Raw genomic sequence first — 17,659 nt, 5'->3', positions numbered from 1 at the left:
GACGGCAAAGCAGGACGTGACAGGTGCTGTCGCGTCAGGCGAGCGTCGCGATGGCCTGGTTGAACGTCTTCGACGGACGCATCACGGCTTCGGCCTTGGCCGCGTCGGGCCGGTAGTAGCCACCGATGTCGGCCGGCGATCCCTGCACCGCGATCAGCTCGTCGACGATGGTCTGCTCCTGCTCGGCCAGCGTCTTGGCGAGGCCTGCGAAGGCCTCCGCGAGCTGCGCGTCCTCGGTCTGCTTCGCCAGCTCCTGCGCCCAGTACAGCGACAGGTAGAAGTGGCTGCCGCGGTTGTCGATGCCACCGACGCGACGGCTCGGCGACTTGTCCTCCTCCAGGAAGGTCGCGGTCGCGCGGTCGAGGGTGTCGGCGAGCACCTGGGCGCGCGCGTTGTCCGTCGTCTGCGCGAGGTGCTCGAAGCTCACCGCGAGCGCGAGGAACTCGCCCAGGCTGTCCCAGCGCAGGTAGTTCTCCTTGACGAGCTGCTGGACGTGCTTGGGCGCGGAGCCGCCGGCGCCGGTCTCGAACAGGCCGCCGCCGTTCATGAGCGGGACGATGGAGAGCATCTTCGCGCTCGTACCGAGCTCAAGGATCGGGAACAGGTCGGTCAGGTAGTCACGCAGGACGTTGCCGGTGACCGAGATGGTGTCCTCGCCGCGGCGGATGCGCTCCAGGGAGAACGCGGTCGCCTCGACCGGCGACATGATCTCGATCTGGAGGCCCTCGGTGTCGTGCTCGGCGAGGTACGTCCTGACCTTCGCGATGAGCTGCGCGTCGTGCGCGCGGGTCTCGTCGAGCCAGAAGACGGCCGGGACGCCGGTCGCGCGGGCGCGGGTGACGGCCAGCTTGACCCAGTCCTGGATCGGCAGGTCCTTGGTCTGGCACATGCGGAAGATGTCGCCGGCGCCGACGGCCTGCTCCAGTACGGCGTTGCCGGCCGCGTCGACGACCCGGACCGTGCCGGTGGCCAGGATCTCGAAGGTCTTGTCGTGGCTGCCGTACTCCTCGGCCTTCTGGGCCATGAGGCCGACGTTCGGCACCGAGCCCATTGTGGACGGGTCGAACGCGCCGTTCGCGCGGCAGTCGTCGATGACGACCTGGTAGATGCCGGCGTAGCTGCTGTCCGGGAGGACCGCGAGGGTGTCGGCCTCCTGGCCGTCCGGGCCCCACATGTGACCGGATGTGCGGATCATCGCCGGCATGGAGGCGTCGACGATGACGTCGCTCGGTACGTGCAGGTTGGTGATGCCCTTGTCGGAGTCGACCATCGCGAGGGCCGGGCCCTCGGCGAGCTCGGCCTCGAAGGACGCCTTGATCTCGGCGCCGAGGTGGGGCACCGAGTCCAGGCCCTTGAGGATGCCGCCGAGGCCGTCGTTGGGCGACAGACCGGCGGCGGCGAGCACCTCGCCGTACTTCGCGAACGTCTTCGGGAAGAAGGCGCGCACCACGTGGCCGAAGATGATCGGGTCGGAGACCTTCATCATCGTGGCCTTCAGGTGCACCGAGAAGAGAACGCCCTCGGCCTTGGCGCGGGCGACCTGCGCCGCGAAGAACTCGCGCAGCGCCGCGACGCGCATGACGGCCGCGTCGACGACCTCGCCCGCCAGGACGGGCACCGACTCACGCAGGACGGTCGTGGTGCCGTCGTCCCCCACGAGCTCGATGCGCAGCGAGCCCGGCTCGGCGATGACCGCGGACTTCTCGGTGGAGCGGAAGTCGTCGGCGTCCATGTGGGCGACGTTCGTCTTCGAATCGGCCGTCCAGGCGCCCATGCGGTGCGGGTGCTTCCGGGCGTAGTTCTTGACCGACGCGGGGGCGCGGCGGTCGGAATTGCCCTCGCGCAGCACGGGATTGACGGCGCTGCCCTTGACCTTGTCGTAGCGCGCGCGGACGTCCTTGTCCTCGTCGGTCTTCGGGTCGTCCGGGTAGTCCGGCAGCGCGTAGCCCTGCTGCTGGAGCTCGGCGATCGCGGCCTTCAGCTGCGGGATCGAGGCCGAGATGTTCGGAAGCTTGATGATGTTCGCGCCGGGCGTCTTGGCCAGCTCACCGAGCTCGGCGAGGGCGTCCTCGATGCGCTGGTTGTCCTGGAGGTACTCGGGGAAGAGGGCGATGATGCGCCCCGCGAGCGAGATGTCGCGGCTCTCCACCGTGACCCCGGCCGTCGAGGCGTAGGCCTCGACCACAGGCAAGAACGAATACGTCGCCAGGGCCGGGGCCTCGTCGGTGTGTGTGTAGATGATGGTCGAGTCAGTCACCGGGTGCTCCGCTCCACGTCTGCAACATTGCTTGACATCAAGATATCTCTAGACCGTACCTCTCTCGACAGGGGCCGGTCAGCCCGCCAGCGCCTTCGATACGACGGCCTTGGCCTCCTCCTGGACACGGGCGAGGTGGTCCGGGCCGAGGAAGGACTCGGCGTAAACCTTGTAGACGTCCTCGGTGCCCGACGGGCGGGCGGCGAACCAGGCGTTGTCGGTGGTGACCTTGATGCCGCCGATGGGAGCGCCGTTGCCGGGCGCCTCGGTCAGGACTGCGGTGACGGGCTCCCCCGCCAGGGTGCCGGCGGTGATCTGCTCGGGCGAGAGGCGTGCCAGTACCGCCTTCTCCTCGCGGGTCGCGGGGGCATCGACGCGGGCGTAGGCGGGCTCGCCGAAGCGGGCAGTGAGCGCCGCGTAGTGCTCGGACGGCGACTTGCCGGTGACCGCGAGGATCTCGGAGGCGAGCAGGGCCAGGATGATGCCGTCCTTGTCGGTGGTCCACACCGAGCCGTCGCGGCGCAGGAAGGAGGCTCCGGCCGACTCCTCCCCGCCGAAGCCGAGCGAGCCGCCGGCCAGTCCGTCCACGAACCACTTGAAGCCCACCGGTACTTCGACGAGTTCGCGGCCGAGATCGGCGGCGACCCGATCGATCATTCCGGAGGACACCAGTGTCTTGCCGACGCCGGCGTCGGCGGGCCACTGGTCGCGGTGCGCGTAGAGGTAGGAGATGGCGGTGGCGAGGTAGTGGTTGGGGTTCATCAGACCGGCGTCCGGCGTGACGATGCCGTGCCGGTCGGCGTCGGCGTCGTTGCCCGTGGCGATCTGGAAGCGGCCGCGCCCCTCGATCAGGGAGGCCATCGCGTAGGGCGACGAGCAGTCCATGCGGATCTTGCCGTCCCAGTCCAGCGTCATGAAGCGCCAGGTGGGGTCGGTCCGCGGGTTGATCACGGTCAGGTCGAGACGGTGCTGCTCGGCGATGCGGCCCCAGTACGCGACCGACGCCCCGCCCAGTGGGTCGGCGCCGATGCGCACGCCCGCGGCGCGTACGGCGTCCAGGTCGAGGACGGACGGCAGGTCGGTGACGTACCTGTCCAGGAAGTCGTACCGCCCGGTGGTGGGCACGGCGAGGGCGCGGGCGTAGGGCAGGCGCCGTACGTCCTTCAGGCCGTCCGCGATGATCGCGTTGGCGCGGTCCTGGATCCAGCCGGTCGCCTGCGAGCCGGCGGGGCCGCCGCTGGGCGGGTTGTACTTGAACCCGCCGTCCGCGGGGGGATTGTGGGAGGGGGTGACGACCACGCCGTCGGCGAGGCCCGAGGTGCGGCCGCGGTTGTGGGCGAGGATGGCATGGGACACCGCCGGGGTGGGGGTGTAGCCGTCGGCCGTGTCGATGAGCACGGTCACGTCGTTGGCGGCGAAGACCTCGACGGCCGTCACGCGGGCCGGCTCGGACAGGGCGTGGGTGTCGGCTCCGAGGAAGAGCGGGCCGTCGACGCCCTGTTGGCTGCGGTACTCGCAGATCGCCTGGCTGGTCGCGGCGATGTGGTCCTCGTTGAACGCGGTGGCCAGCGACGATCCACGGTGCCCGGACGTTCCGAACGCGACCCGCTGGCCCGGTTCCCGTGGATCCGGGTGCAGCGCGTAGTACGCGGTCACCAGCCGGGCCACATCGGTGAGATCGTCCGGTCCGGCCTGCTGTCCCGCTCGTTCGTGCGTCATCTGCCCACTCCTCCAGATCGTTGGTGCCGGTGTCGACGTCAGTCACCCGTGGGTACCACACGTGCCTTTCATTGTGGTGCCGCGTGGTGATTGACCAGGCTTTCCAAGTCATCCACGGCTGTTTCGAGGGTGGGCAGAGCCAGACAGGCCAGGCGGGCCTGCTTCACTCGCCGCAGGACCGAGCCGTCGTCGAGCAGGCGGCGGCAGGTCGCCGCGATGCCGGACGGGGTGGGATCGGTGATCTCGCCGCCGATGCCCAGCTCCGTGACGCGCCGGGCGTTCATGGGCTGGTCGGCCGTCTGGGGCAGCACCGCCATGGGGGTCGCGGTGCTGATCGACTCCAGCACGGCGGTGTATCCGCCGTGGGCGAGGAACAGGTCGGCCGCTTCCAGCAGGAGCGGTTGCGGTACGTGGTCGACGACATGCACATGGGGCGCGGGATCGAGACCGGCGACGGTCACCCCGCTGGTGGACACCACGGCTGTGCAGTCCAGCCGCGACAGTCCCTCGGTCATGGACCGCAGTACGGTCGCCGGGTCCGGCTGCCCGGGCCGTGGCTGTTGCCCGTCGGGCGAGGGCGCGAAGAGCGGCAGTGCGCAGCCGGTACCGGCGTACACGAGTGGCCGGTCAATGGGCAGGCCGACCATCCAGCTGGGGAGTTTCGCGCGGGGGTCGGCGAAGGCCGGCTGACGGTACGCGTGCGCGGGTGGCAGATGCGGAGCGAAGGTGCAGGAGGGCGGCAGGTAGTCCAGGTGCCCGTGGGGCGTCAGGGACATCGGATCGTCCTGCGGCGGCAGACCGGCGGTGGAACGCCACTGGTTGAGGTGCGGCAGCAGAGCCGCCGGGTCGGTGAAACCCTTCGCGCCGGACACCATCGCCACCTGCGGGATGCCCAGTTTCTCGGCCACGAGGCAGGCGCCGAGGTCCATCGCGTCACGCAGCAGCAGATCAGGCTTGAAGTCGCGGGCCGCCGCGTCCAGTGCCTCGATCTGACCGAGCAGGTGCGGACCCGCCAGTACGAGCGCCGCCGCGTCCGGGGACGCCGCACCGGTCCGCAGGAGCCCCACGGCGTCCCGCGTTTCCTCACCGGCCGTCATCGCCTCGCCGAACAGGTTCGGCAGGCACGCCGTGGCGGCGACGCCCTGGTCCAGGAAGAAACCGAGCAGGTGCTCCTCGGTGGCGACGTGCACTTCATGACCCGCGCCGGACAGCAGGCGCGCGAAGCGAAGGGCCTCACGCGTGTGGGACGGGGAGAGAATCGCAGTACACAGGACGCGCATGCCAGAGATCACCGTTCGCCCGCTCGACAGCACTTTCCGGTCAAATCATCCTCTTTGGTACACCACGCCGGTGCGGTGACGCACCGACCGATGTGATCAACGGGTTGGGGTGGGGGACGTTCCGGTGATTCGATGTGACCTGTCCTCGTGCCAACAGGCGCTGGGGGGACCGGACATGTCTGGAGGTCGCGCGCGATGGTGGCGAGAGGACGTACGGCCCCGCCCACGCTCGAAGAAGTCGCCGCGTTCGCGGGTGTCGGGCGGGGCACGGTCTCCCGTGTCATCAACAACGCGCCCGGCGTGCGGGCCACGACCCGGCTGACGGTCCAGCGGGCGATCGCCGAGCTCGGTTACGTTCCCAATCAGGCCGCCCGCGCCCTGGCCGGCAGCCGCACCGGTGCGGTGGCGCTGGTGATCACGGAGACCGAGCGGCGGTTCTTCGCGGAGCCGTTCTTCTCCGACATCGTCCGCGCCGTCGGCGCCGCACTGGCCGACACCGAGATCCAGCTGCTGCTGACGCTGGTGCGCGGCGAGAAGGAACGGCAGCGGTTCGTGCAGTACGCGCGCGCCGGCCGGGTGGACGGGGTGCTGCTCGTGTCCGTACACGGCAGTGATCCGCTCCCCGACCTGCTCGCCGAGCTGGAACTGCCGACCGTCCTCAGTGACCGGCGCTCCAGCGACGAGCCGGTGTCGTACGTCGACTCCGACAACGTCGGCGGCGCCCGGTCGGCGGTCCGCTACCTGCTCGACGCGGGGCGGCGCGCCATCGCCACGGTGACCGGCCCGCCGGACATGTACGTCGCGCAGTGCCGGCTGCGCGGCTACGAGGACGCGATGCGAAACACCTTCGGTGAGGTGGAGGCGTCGTGGATCGCGCAGGGCGACTTCACCGAGGAGAGCGGGCGCCGGGCGATGGCCGAGCTGCTGGAGCGCCATCCGGGGCTGGACGCGGTGTTCGCCGCGTCGGACATCATGGCGGCGGGCGCCCTGTACACCCTGCGGGCGGCAGGCCGCCGGGTGCCCGAGGATGTGGCCCTCGTGGGTTTCGACGACTCTCCGCTCGCCCAGCACACCGATCCGCAGCTCACCACGGTCCGGCAGCCGGTGGAGGAGATGGGCCGCGCGATGGCACGCGTACTGCTGGAGGACATCGACGACCGCGGTGCGGCCTGTCGTCACGTCATCCTGCGTACCGAGCTGGTGCGGCGCGCCTCTGCCTGACGCGCGTCGCATGCGCCGTTCCGGTACGGGTCCACATCCAACTCCCTTGTGCGTCAGGACACTTGTCGCCCCTCTTACCTCTCGGAATACTGGGAGCGCTCCCATCGCACCTCCCCGCATGCTTCTCACCGAAGGAGCCACATGAGACCGCTACCCCGCTGTGTCCGCTCCGTCCGCTCCGTCCGCACCGCCGTCATGACGATGCTGGTGGCCCTGGCGTCACTGGCCGCTCTCGTGACGACGGCAGCACCCGCAGAGGCCGACACCCTGATATGCGATCAGTTCGGTACCACCACCATCCAGGGCCGCTACGTGGTCCAGAACAACCGCTGGGGCACCGGCGCCACGCAGTGTGTCAACGCGACCGCGACCGGCTTCGAGCTCACGCGCGCCGACGGATCCGTACCGACGAACGGGGCGCCCAAGTCGTACCCCTCCGTCTACAACGGCTGCCACTACACGAACTGCTCCCCCGGCACCAGCCTGCCGAAGCGGGTGAACTCGATCAGCAGCGCGCCGAGCAGCATCTCCTACGGGTACGTCAGCAACGCCGTCTACAACGCGTCCTACGACATCTGGCTCGACCCGACGCCCAGGACGGACGGCGTGAGCCAGACCGAGATCATGATCTGGTTCAACCGGGTGGGCCCCGTCAATCCGATCGGCTCGAAGACCGGCACGGCCACGGTGGCCGGCCGCGGCTGGGAGGTCTGGACCGGCAACAACGGCCGCAATGACGTGATCTCCTTTGTGGCGCCCTCGGCGATCGCGAGCTGGAGCTTCGACGTCATGGACTTCGTCGACCAGGCCGTGGCGCGCGGGCTGGCACAGGAGTCGTGGTACGTCACCAGCGTGCAGGCCGGCTTCGAACCCTGGGAGAACGGGGCCGGCCTGAAGGTGGAGTCCTTCTCCTCCACCGTCAACGGCGACGGCGGCGGTCCGGGTCCGGGTGATCCCGGAACCCCGGCCGCCTGCCGTGTCACGTACGCCACGAACTCCTGGCCGGGCGGCTTCACCGCCCATGTGACGGTCACCAACGCGAGCGCGACACCCGTCAACGGATGGAGGGTGGTCTTCGGCCTTCCCGCCGGCCAGCGCGTCACCCACGCCTGGAACGCCGTCATCAACCCGTCGTCCGGGACGGTGACCGCGACGAACACCGCCTCCAACGCCCAGATCGCGGCCAACGGCAGCCAGTCCTTCGGTTTCCAGGGGACGTACGCGGGCACCTTCGCCAAGCCGACGCAGTTCAGCCTCAATGGGACCGCGTGCGCGGTGGCCTAGAAACGGGCCTGCACCGTCCGGCCGGTACGGCGCCCGGCCGGACGGTGCAGGAGGCCAGTGCGCCGGGGGGCGATTCGAGTGCTCGGCTCGGGGGAACGCAAGTGTGGTCAAACCCAACCAAACAGGAGGCCGGCATGAAGGACGAGAGCCGCGAGGTGGAGAACCCCGTCACCAAGCACCCCCAGCCAAAGCTCCCTGACCAGGAACAGGCGCACCCCGGCTGGACGGGCCCGATGGACCCGCCGCCGGATCACGGCGAGGACTCCTATCGGGGAAGCGGGCTGTTGAAGGGCCTCGCCGCAGTGGTGACCGGAGGCGACTCGGGAATCGGCCGGGCGGTGTGTCTGGCCTTCGCGCGTGAGGGCGCCGACGTACTGCTGACTCACCTGCCGGAGGAGGAGAAAGAGGCCGCGGAGACCTCACGACTCGTCGAAGAGGCGGGCCGCAAGGCTGTCGCGGTGAGCTGTGACATCCGGGACGAGGAGCAGTGCCGGGCGCTCATTGAGCGCGCTGTCGCGGAATTCGGCCGCATCAACATTCTGGTGAACAACGCCGCGTATCAGATGTCCCAGCCGGACGGCATCGGCGCCATCACGACCGAGCAATTCGACCGGGTGATGAAGACCAATCTCTACGGCATGTTCTGGCTGTCGAAAATGGCTCTCCCCCACATTCCCGAGGGGGGATGTGTCATCAACTCGACTTCCGTTCAGGCGTACAAGCCCAGCCCGCATCTGCTCGACTACGCCATGACGAAATCGGCCATCGTGGCCTTCACTCAGGGGCTTGCGCAAATGGTCGCGTCCAGCGGAATCCGCGTCAACGCGGTCGCTCCCGGCCCGGTGTGGACGCCGCTGATTCCGGCGACCATGCCGGACACCACGGAGTTCGGAAAGCAGTCTCCTCTGGGGCGGCCCGCCCAGCCGGCCGAAATGGCCCCGGCGTATGTATTCCTCGCTTCCCCGCGGGCGAGCTACATCACGGCCGAGATCGTCAACGCCACCGGCGGCACGCCACTTCCGTAAAGCGACGCGCACGGGGCTCACTTCGATTCACCGGATCGGGGTTCTGCCATTTTCCGGTGCGCGGCCGCCTTGACGCTGTCAGGGACGATCTTGCTCACGAGCCCCTGCGCCTTGGTCTTCACGGAACCGGCCACGATCTTCTTCCGGCCCGCCATCAGCGCCTCGAAGCCCTGCCGGGCCACGTCCTCGGGGTCGTCCTTCTTCTGCCGCCCGACCCGGGTGTCGTCCATGCCGGCGCGGTGGAAGAAGTGCGTCTCCGTCGGGCCGGGCATGACGGATGTGACCGTCACCCCGGTGTCCTTGAGTTCGTTCTGCAACGCCTGTGCGAACGACTGGACGAAGGACTTGGTGGCGTTGTACACGGCCTGGAAGGAGCCCGGCACGGTCGCGGCGATGGAGGACGTGAACAGGAGCCGTCCCTCGTCACGAGCGACCATGTCCGGCAGCAGGCCCTTCGCCAGCCGCACGGTGGACGTGATGTTGAGGTCGATGACGCGCACCTCGTCGGCGAGGTCCGTGTCGAGGAAGGCCCCGCCCTGTCCCACGCCGGCGTTGAGCGCGGCGGCGGCAACGGGGCGCCCGGTCGCCGCGATGGCGCCGAGCAGTCGTTCGGCGCCTTCCGGTGTGGCCAGGTCGGCCTTCACCATGTGCACGTCGGCTCCATGAGCCCGCACTTCGTCCGCGGCAATACCAAGACCGGAGTTTTCGGCGGACAGCACAAGGTCGAATCCATTTTCGGCGAATTGCTTGGCCAGCTCGAAACCGATTCCGCTGGAGGCACCGGTAACGACGGCCAGAGGCCTGGTTTCGTTCATGAGCGGCGAGTACCCGCGCAAGCCGCGATGTATCAACATGTCCCTGTTTGTCTTGTGCGGTGGGCGACCGCCCGGCAGCCCCGGTGCGGTCCCGCCACCACTCCCGCGATACGTCGAGCTACGGGCCAACCCCCCTTGACAGGCGGAAGATTGGGGAAAATCACCCTCAAGTCGACCCGTGATGCGCACTTCCGGCCAGGAATGACCGCTGTGGGCGGTTTGCCTGAAAGGTCGTTGCGCGGTCGCCGCCCCGTGATGCGAGTCACGTCGGCAACGGAATGTGGTAGTTCGTTCGGCGTCAGTTTCCTTCCAGAGGAAGAAAGTTGGCTTTGCCGCCCACGGACAGTGACGGGAGTTCCCCCGTTCTGATACGCCACACGTTTGCGCTACGGAATGCGGGGCTTGTTCTTCCCCGCCTCTCTCGCTTAACGTCACCGTCAATCCGGGTGGACCGCCGAATCCTGCCGCCGTCCGGAAACCGCACCCACTCACACTCACGTACGGCAGGAGCGGGGGACCCAGGTAAGCCGCCGGTCCGGAACGAATCCGGAACGGCTTGGGGTGAAGTCGCACAGACCGCGCGACCGGGCATCTCCAGCCCGAACCCGACAGCTCACCTCGCAGGCGACGGAGAGGAATTCGTCATGCCCCCCAAGGGTAAGCACCGTCGTTCCAAGGTCAGATCGCTCACTCGCGGCTTCATCGCCGTGGGTACGGGTGGCGCCGCACTGGCTCTGCCGCTGATCGGCGCGACCACGGCCGCCGCGGCACAGCCCGCCGCCGCCGAGAAGGCCGCGACCTCGGCCGCCGCCGCCCCGGCCGCCGCGAAGAAGGCCGGGCCCACGACCTATTCCGTGGTCGCCGGCGACTCGCTTTCCAAGATCGCGGACGCGCACTCCCTGAGCAGCTGGAAGAAGCTGTACCAGGACAACCGGGAAGTCGTCGGTGACGACCCGTCGCTGATCCACCCCGGTCTCAAGCTGACGATCGGCGCGAAGGCCGAGCCCAAGGCCAAGCCGAAGGCCAAGCCGAAGGCCAAGGCGCCGGCGAAGGCCACCCCGGCCGCCGAGCGGGCCGACCGCTCCGAGACCCGCGCCGCCGTCGCCAAGACGACGACGTACACGAACGACCTGGACGGCTGGATCAAGGAGTCGCTGGCCATCATGGCCGAGCACGGCATCCCCGGCACGTACGAGGGCATCCACCGCAACATCATGCGGGAGTCCTCGGGCAACCCGATGGCCATCAACAACTGGGACTCCAACGCCGCGGCCGGTACGCCGTCCAAGGGCCTGCTCCAGGTCATCGCGCCCACGTTCGCGGCCTACCACGTGCCCGGTACGTCGATGGACAGCTACGACCCCGTCGCCAACATCACCGCCGCGTGCAATTACGCCGCGGACCGGTACGGCTCGATCGACAACGTGAACGGCCCGTACTAAACCGGCACTGACACATCACGGCCTGCCTGCTCCAGCAGTGCCCCTGAGGGCGCCTCGCTGGAGGAGGCAGGCCGGTCGTCGTCCACGAGACACGAGTGCCCCCAAAAAGCCTCGTAATGCTAAAAATGGGGCATGAGCGGACGTCCCGGACGACCCAGGGGTGTCGGGTCACCGCGCTCGTCTCGGCGAGGAGTGCGTTCCCGGCTGCACGTGCGCAGTGCCGCCGGCCAGGTGCTCTTCCTGCAGATCGTGGTCGCGGTGCTGCTGATCACCGCCGCGGTGGTCGCGCTCGCGTTCCAGACACGCCAGGACAGCGAGGGCGACGCCCGCAACCGGTCGCTCGCCGCCGCTGAGGCCTTCGCGGACGCCCCGGGCACCGCCGAGGCCCTGCGGTCGCCCGATCCCACCGCCGCGCTGCGCGCGCACACGGAGGCGGCCCAGCGTGGGGCGGGGGTGGATTTCATGGCGGTGATGGCACCGGACGGCACCCGGTACGTCGACACCGATCCCACGCTGATCGGCAGGCGCGCCGAGGGCGTGGAACGCGCCACGTCCGGGACAGCCTTCACGGAGATCTTCAAGGGCGCCCCGAACGACGCGGCGCGGGCCGTCGTCCCCGTCACCGACGCCGACGGCTCCGTCGTCGGCCTGGTCACCGCCGGTGTCACGGTCAAGAACGTCGGGGACGCGGTCGACCGCCATCTGCCGATGCTCCTCGCCTCCGCCGCCGGCGCGCTGGCCCTCGCCACCGGCAGTTCCGTGCTGGTGAGCAGGAGGCTGCGGCGGCAGACGCACGGCCTCGGGCCCACCGAGATGACCCGAATGTACGAGCACCACGACGCGGTTTTGCACGCTGTCCGGGAAGGCGTGCTCATCATCGCGGACGACGGCCGGCTGACCCTGGTCAACGACGAGGCACGCAGGCTCCTGGAACTGCCCGCCGGCCCGGAGGGGCGGCACGTCACCGACCTGGGCCTCGACGCCCCCATCGCGCAGCTGCTGACCTCGGGCCGTGCCGTGACCGACGAGGTCCGCCTGGCCGGTGACCGGCTGCTGGCCGTCAACACACGGCCCACCGCCCCGTACGGCGGTCCCCCCGGCACTGTCGCGACGCTCCGCGACACCACCGAGCTGCTGGCGCTGTCCGGCGCGGCCGAGGTGGCCCGCGAGCGCCTGAAGCTGCTGTACGAGGCTGGAATGCGGATCGGGACCACGCTGGACGTGGGGCGTACCGCCGAGGAGCTGTCCGAGGTCGCGGTCCCCCGGTTCGCGGACTTCGCCACGGTGGAGCTGCTGGACCCCGTTCTGCGCGGTGAGGAGCCGACGGGCGCCCACACCGAGATGCGCCGCGCCGCCGTGAGCGGCGGCAGCGAGGACCGCCCCTTCCAGCCGGTGGGCGACCTGATCAGGTTCGTCGTCCCCACGACGCCGATGGCAGCGGCCCTGGCGAGCGGCCATGCGGTGCTGGAGGCCGATCTGACGGTCGCCCACGGCTGGCGGTCCCAGGATCCCGTGGGGGCCGACCGCGCTCTCGCGTACGGCATCCGTTCCCTGGTGTCGGTGCCGTTGCAGGCGCGTGGTGTCGTTCTCGGCATGGCCAACTTCTGGCGCTCGGAGTCCACCGAACGTTTCGGGGAGGAAGATCTGGCCTTCGCCGAGGAGCTCGCCGCCCGCGCCGCGGTCGCCATCGACAACGCGCGTCGCTTCACCCGCGAACACGCCATGGCCGTGACCCTCCAGCGCAGTCTGCTGCCCCGCGTCCTGCCCGAGCAGGACGCCCTGGATGTCGCGTACCGCTATCTTCCCGCGCAGGCCGGGGTGGGCGGCGACTGGTTCGACGTCATCACCCTGCCGGGGGCGCGGGTCGCTCTGGTCGTCGGCGACGTCGTCGGCCACGGCCTGCACGCCGCCGCCACCATGGGCCGGCTGCGCACCGCGGTCCACAACTTCTCCGCTCTCGACCTGTCGCCGGACGAGCTGCTGGGCCATCTGGACGAGCTGGTCTCCCGCATCGACGAGGAGGAGGGGGACGACGGCGGTGACGGCATCGCGGGCGCCACCTGCCTGTACGCCATCTACGATCCGGTCTCCGGACTGTGCACCATGGCCACGGCGGGGCACTTCGCCCCCGCGCTGGTGCATCCCGACGGCACGGTGGAATTTCTGGAAGTGCCGGTCTTCCCGCCCCTGGGCCTTCACGGCCTGCCCTTCGAGACCGCCGAAGTGCGGCTGCCCGAGGGCAGCCGGCTCGTCCTGTACACCGACGGCCTCATCGAGCACCGCGGCCGCGACATCGACACCGGTCTGCGGCTCCTGCGCCACACGCTGGAGGACCCGGCGAACCCGGCACCCGAGGAGACCTGCCAGGCCGTGTTCAGTGCGATGCTGCCCCCGCACCGCAGCGACGACATCGCGCTGCTGGTGGCCCGTACCCATCTGCTGGACCCCGCCCGGGTCGCCGACTGGGACGTCCCCTCCGACCCCGCGGCCGTCGCTCCGGTCCGCGCCGCGTGCGGCCGTCAGCTCGAGACGTGGGGGCTCGGGGAGATCGGGTTCTCGACGGAGCTCATGCTGAGCGAGCTGATCACCAACGCGATCCGCTACGGCTCCGAGCCGATCCACGTGCGGCTGATGTACGAACGCGGTCTGATCTGCGAGGTGTCCGACGGCAGCAGCACCGCCCCGCACCTGCGGCGCGCGGCCACGACGGACGAGGGCGGGCGCGGTCTGTTCCTCGTCTCCCAGTTCGCCGGACGGTGGGGAACCAGATACACGCCGACGGGCAAGGTCATGTGGATCGAGCAGTCCCTGACCGACGGTCAGCGGCCCGTGCCGGAGCCGGATCTGGATGATCTGTCCTGGTTGCCCGGCGAGCCGTTGTGACCGATGCCGGGACGGACCGTGCCCCGTGCGACGGGCGGGAGGGCGAACGGCATACTTGCCGACCGGGCGCGATCATTTCCGACACACCAGGAGCAGCAATGGCTGACCGGATCGCCACCGAGAAGACGACTTTCAAGACGGTCTTCGAAGTGGGGTCGTCTTTCATGGACCGGGCACGGAGCATCGAGGCGGGGTTCCAGCACGCGATCGCCCCGGCGACCGTGGACTTCGACTTCGGTGAGATCAGCCGGGCGGCGAGCGGCATCCCCGGCTGCTCGACCGTAAAGATCATCCGTGGCTGGGGTCTGCAGGAAACCGCCCCCGTCAGCGTCATGGTCCTCTCCCTGAAGGAGGCGGTACGCCAGGCTCTTCCGCTCCCGTGCGCCAGCCCCGTCTTCTGGGACAAGGCCGAGCAGGCGCTCACCGAAGCCTTCGTGGACCTTGGCCGGCAGGAGGGCACGCACCTCTCCTTCTACCGGGAGGAGGCGGACCGTACGAGCTACTACTACAACCTGCTGTTCGCGCTCCAGGACGAGGAGACCGGGGACTCTCTCTACGCCATCGCCTTCTGCGCCAATGTGACCGTCGCGCTGGGCGTGGAGGACGTCCGGTCCCTGACCGTCGCGGACACCGCGCGGTACACGATCCGCCTCAACGCGATCACTGTGCGCCAGGAGGTGCCGTCCGCGGCCTGACCGGCGAAGCCGCCGCGTCTCACCCTCCGGCGGGGTGGGGCGCGGCGCGTTCCACCGGCACGCTCAACGGCGCCCGGAAGGACAGCAGCCCCAGCATCTCCGGGGCCGGGGAGGTGTCCGCGAGCCGCAGGCCGGGCAGCCGGGCCGCGGTCATCCGCAGCATCACGCCGGCCTCCGTCCTGGCCAGTTCGGCGCCGGAGCACCGGTGCCGGCCCACGCCGAAGGACAGATGACTGCGACGGTTCGGCCGGTGGGGACACAGCCGCTCGGGGTTCTCGAACACGTCGGGGTCCGAGCCGGTGGAGGCCAGCATCAGCAGCAGCGGCGCCCCCGCCGGGAGGTCCACCCCGCGCAGGGTGACCGGCCGACCGGTGACCCTGCGCCACGTGGTGATCGGGGGCTCCCGCCGCAGCATCTCCTCGGTCCAGGGCTCGACGCTGCCCGGCTCCTCGGCGAAGCGCCGCCACACGGCGGGTTCGCCGAGCGCGCGCCGGTACATGATGCTCATCATCTGCCTGGTGGTGGCCTGACCGGCGATGAGCATGAAGTAGAGCACCGCGGCGGACTCGGCCACGCCCAGCGGCTCGCCGTCCGGCAGCCGGTGCGCCGCCAGTGCGCCGAGCAGTGTGTCCGCCGCGGGGCCGGGCTCGGTCACGAGGTCCCTGAGCCAGGAGTAGAAGTCGGCCGCTTCCCCTGCCAGCTCGCGCTGGCGGGCGTCGTCCGGGCGTCCCCAGAACAGCTCCAGCGAGGCGTCGCTCCACCGCGCCAGGGTGTCGGTGCCGACGTCAGCGGCCTGTTCGAGGCTGAGGATCCGCAGCAGTACCCGCAACGGAACGTCGCGGGCGAGCGTGGTGGCGAGGTCGCACACACCGTCGGCGTCGAGCCGTTGCTCCAGCTCGTCCAGGCACTCGCCGGTCACCTGCTCGACCATCGGCACAGACGCGGTGACGGCCCGGGCACCGAGCAGCCGGTTCATGATGCGCCGGTATCCGGCGTGGCTCTCGCCGCTGTTGCTGGCGAGGGTGGGCGGCAGGGCGAACCTGACCTTGGCGAGGACGCGCAGGGTAGGCACCGAGAAGCGGCCGATGGCGTCCATCGCGTTGTCCGGCAGGAAAGTGTCCGTGTCGAGCAGTATCGCCCGTACGTCGTCGTACCGGCTCACCAGCCACAGTCCGGTGTCCGGTTCGTAGTGCACCGGCGCGTTCTCCCGAAGAGCGTCCCAGACCGGGAAGGGGTCGAGCACGTACCCCTGGTCGAAAAGATCCACAGTGCCCATGGGTATGGCCATGACGGAACCCACCCCCTTCCTCGCATCGGCCGTGGTCAGCCACCTCTCGGGCCGCACAATATCGCCTGCCGGGTGTCACTGCTCCGCCGGCCGGGCGCAGGCCCGCCCACCGTGCGTTCAGCTTCGCGGTGTGTCCCGCCCGTGGGGTGCGACGTGCTCGCCCGGCGTCGCGAGCTCCGCGACCGCGTCGGCGCCGACCACCGCGCCGGTGGATTTCTTGCCGCGCCGCAGTCTGCCCTCCAGCCAGCTCGCGAACGTGGTGAGCGCGAAGTTCAGCAGGACGAAGATCACGGCGACCACGGTGAAGCTGGCGATGGTGTTCGCGCCGTAGTTCGCGCTCATCGGGCGGACGGATGCCAGCAGTTCGGCGAATCCGAGCAGCGCCCCGCCGAGCGCGGTGTCCTTCACGATGACCACGAGCTGGCTGACGAGCGCGGGCAGCATCGCGGTGACCGACTGCGGCAGCAGGACGTACCGCATCATCTGGCCCTTGCGCATGCCGATCGCCTTGGAAGCGTCGGTCTGTCCGGCCGGCAGGGACAGGATTCCGGCCCGCACCACCTCGGCGAGCACCGAGGCGTTGTAGAGGACGAGGCCGGTGACCACGGCGTACAACGGCCGGTTCTCGGGACTGACGTCGGTGAACTCGGCGTACGCCGCGTTGGCGAAGAGCATCAGGATGAGCACCGGGATGGCGCGGAAGAACTCCACGACCGTGCCGGCCACGCCCCGCACCCACCAGTGGTCGGAGAGCCGGGCGATACCGAAGAGCGCTCCGAGGGGCAGCGCGATGACCATGGCGAGGGCGGCGCCGATGAGCGTGTTCTCCAGACCCGGCAGGATGTACGTCGTCCAGGCGCGGGAGTCGGTGAAGAACGGCTCCCACTTGGTCCATTCGAGCTGCTTCTTGTCGGCGAGGCTGCGCACCACCCACCAGACCAGTGCGGCGAGCGCGACCAGGAACACGACCGTGAACAGGACATTGCGCCGCTTGGCGCGGGGCCCCGGTACGTCGTACAGAACGGAGGTCATCGCCGCACCGCCACCTTCTTGCTCACCCAGCCGAGGAGGAGCCCGGTCGGGAGGGTGAGGCAGATGAATCCGAGCGCGAAGATGGCCGAGATGAGAATGAGCTGCGCCTCGTTCTCGATCATTTCCCGCATCAGCGTCGCAGCCTCGGCGACACCGATCGCGGCAGCCACGGTGGTGTTCTTGGTCAGGGCGATCAGTACGTTCGCCAGCGGGCCCACCACGGAACGGAAGGCCTGCGGAAGGACGATGAGCGACAGCACCTGGGGGAAGCTCAGGCCGATGGCGCGCGCCGCCTCCGACTGGCCGACGGGCACCGTGTTGATGCCGGAGCGCAGCGCCTCGCAGACGAACGCGGAGGTGTAGGCGATCATGCCGAGCACGGCGAGCCTGAAGTTGATGGTCTTGAAGTCGTCGGCGCCGAGGCTGACGCCGAGCGTCTGGAAGAGGCCCAGCGAGGTGAAGACGATGATCACCGTCAGCGGAATGTTCCGCACCACGTTGACGTAGCCGGCACCGAAGCCGCGCATCAGGGGGACCGGGCTGGCCCGCATGGCGGCCAGGAGCGTTCCCCAGATGAGAGAGCCGACGGCCGAGTAGACGGTGAGCTGGACCGTCACCCAGAAGGCTCCCAGCAGATCGTAACCTTCAAGAAAGTCGAACACGATCTCCCGCACTTCCGCAGGGGTCAAGGGGGTGGCGCGCCACAGCGTGGTGCGGC

General features: G+C 69.5%; 13 protein-coding genes and 1 riboswitch. Of the genes, 6 read left to right on the top strand and 7 right to left on the bottom strand.

Translation table 11 applies throughout. The features are described from left to right. Positions 1-34: 34 nt before the first annotated feature. From G412_RS0110515 to G412_RS0110505, 3 genes are all read right to left on the bottom strand, one after another. The gene (locus G412_RS0110515; protein ID WP_028812066.1) at positions 35-2,257 is read right to left on the bottom strand and encodes an NADP-dependent isocitrate dehydrogenase; all 2,223 of its coding nucleotides are present in this window, start codon (positions 2,255-2,257) and stop codon (positions 35-37) included. Positions 2,258-2,335: 78 nt separating this feature from the next. After that, positions 2,336-3,976, bottom strand: coding sequence for a phosphoglucomutase (alpha-D-glucose-1,6-bisphosphate-dependent) (pgm, locus tag G412_RS0110510; protein WP_028812065.1), 1,641 nt, complete (start codon positions 3,974-3,976; stop codon positions 2,336-2,338). A gap of 68 nt (positions 3,977-4,044) precedes the next feature. Further along, a complete protein-coding gene (locus G412_RS0110505) occupies positions 4,045-5,256 on the bottom strand; it encodes a glycosyltransferase (protein ID WP_028812064.1) in 1,212 nt (403 codons plus the stop codon). A gap of 195 nt (positions 5,257-5,451) precedes the next feature. Between G412_RS0110505 and G412_RS0110500 the strand changes: the two genes are divergently transcribed. From G412_RS0110500 to G412_RS0110490, 3 genes are all read left to right on the top strand, one after another. Continuing rightward, positions 5,452-6,477 (top strand): LacI family DNA-binding transcriptional regulator, encoded by a 1,026-nt coding sequence (locus tag G412_RS0110500; RefSeq protein ID WP_028812063.1) that lies wholly within the window; start codon positions 5,452-5,454, stop codon positions 6,475-6,477. A gap of 141 nt (positions 6,478-6,618) precedes the next feature. Next, on the top strand, positions 6,619-7,761 hold the full coding sequence (locus tag G412_RS0110495) for a glycoside hydrolase family 12 protein (protein WP_028812062.1): 1,143 nt from the start codon (positions 6,619-6,621) through the stop codon (positions 7,759-7,761). Between the two features lie 134 nt (positions 7,762-7,895). Beyond that, the gene (locus tag G412_RS0110490) at positions 7,896-8,786 is read left to right on the top strand and encodes an SDR family oxidoreductase (protein ID WP_028812061.1); all 891 of its coding nucleotides are present in this window, start codon (positions 7,896-7,898) and stop codon (positions 8,784-8,786) included. Between the two features lie 17 nt (positions 8,787-8,803). Here G412_RS0110490 and G412_RS0110485 read toward each other — a convergent pair whose 3' ends face one another. Continuing rightward, complete coding sequence (locus G412_RS0110485) at positions 8,804-9,601, bottom strand: SDR family NAD(P)-dependent oxidoreductase (protein WP_028812060.1); 798 nt, start codon at positions 9,599-9,601, stop codon at positions 8,804-8,806. A 475-nt stretch (positions 9,602-10,076) separates the two neighbouring features. Beyond that, positions 10,077-10,241: riboswitch (cyclic di-AMP (ydaO/yuaA leader) on the top strand. 4 nt (positions 10,242-10,245) lie between these two features. Between G412_RS0110485 and G412_RS0110480 the strand changes: the two genes are divergently transcribed. From G412_RS0110480 to G412_RS0110470, 3 genes are all read left to right on the top strand, one after another. Beyond that, positions 10,246-11,043 carry a LysM peptidoglycan-binding domain-containing protein gene (locus G412_RS0110480; RefSeq protein ID WP_028812059.1) on the top strand — a complete coding sequence of 266 codons (798 nt, stop codon included), beginning with the start codon at positions 10,246-10,248 and terminating at the stop codon, positions 11,041-11,043. Between the two features lie 132 nt (positions 11,044-11,175). Then, positions 11,176-13,926 carry a SpoIIE family protein phosphatase gene (locus tag G412_RS0110475; RefSeq protein WP_028812058.1) on the top strand — a complete coding sequence of 917 codons (2,751 nt, stop codon included), beginning with the start codon at positions 11,176-11,178 and terminating at the stop codon, positions 13,924-13,926. A gap of 98 nt (positions 13,927-14,024) precedes the next feature. Further along, positions 14,025-14,621, top strand: coding sequence for a type-2Aa cytolytic delta-endotoxin (locus G412_RS0110470; RefSeq protein ID WP_028812057.1), 597 nt, complete (start codon positions 14,025-14,027; stop codon positions 14,619-14,621). A gap of 19 nt (positions 14,622-14,640) precedes the next feature. Here the strand turns inward: G412_RS0110470 and G412_RS33895 are convergent, their stop codons facing one another. The 3 genes from G412_RS33895 to G412_RS0110455 all read right to left on the bottom strand — a co-directional run bounded on the left by G412_RS33895 (position 14,641) and on the right by G412_RS0110455 (position 17,603). Further along, positions 14,641-15,909, bottom strand: coding sequence for a cytochrome P450 (locus G412_RS33895; protein WP_244282900.1), 1,269 nt, complete (start codon positions 15,907-15,909; stop codon positions 14,641-14,643). A 117-nt stretch (positions 15,910-16,026) separates the two neighbouring features. Then, complete coding sequence (locus G412_RS0110460; protein ID WP_028812056.1) at positions 16,027-16,941, bottom strand: amino acid ABC transporter permease; 915 nt, start codon at positions 16,939-16,941, stop codon at positions 16,027-16,029. Next, complete coding sequence (locus tag G412_RS0110455) at positions 16,938-17,603, bottom strand: amino acid ABC transporter permease (protein ID WP_028812055.1); 666 nt, start codon at positions 17,601-17,603, stop codon at positions 16,938-16,940. The genes G412_RS0110460 and G412_RS0110455 overlap by 4 nt, the downstream gene beginning before the upstream one ends. Positions 17,604-17,659 lie beyond the last annotated feature (56 nt).

Origin of the sequence: Streptomyces flavidovirens DSM 40150, from assembly GCF_000429085.1 — a bacterium.
Lineage (GTDB): Bacteria > Actinomycetota > Actinomycetes > Streptomycetales > Streptomycetaceae > Streptomyces > Streptomyces flavidovirens.
Note: the sequence above shows the minus strand (reverse complement) of the source record. Positions and strands in the feature narration are given on the sequence as shown.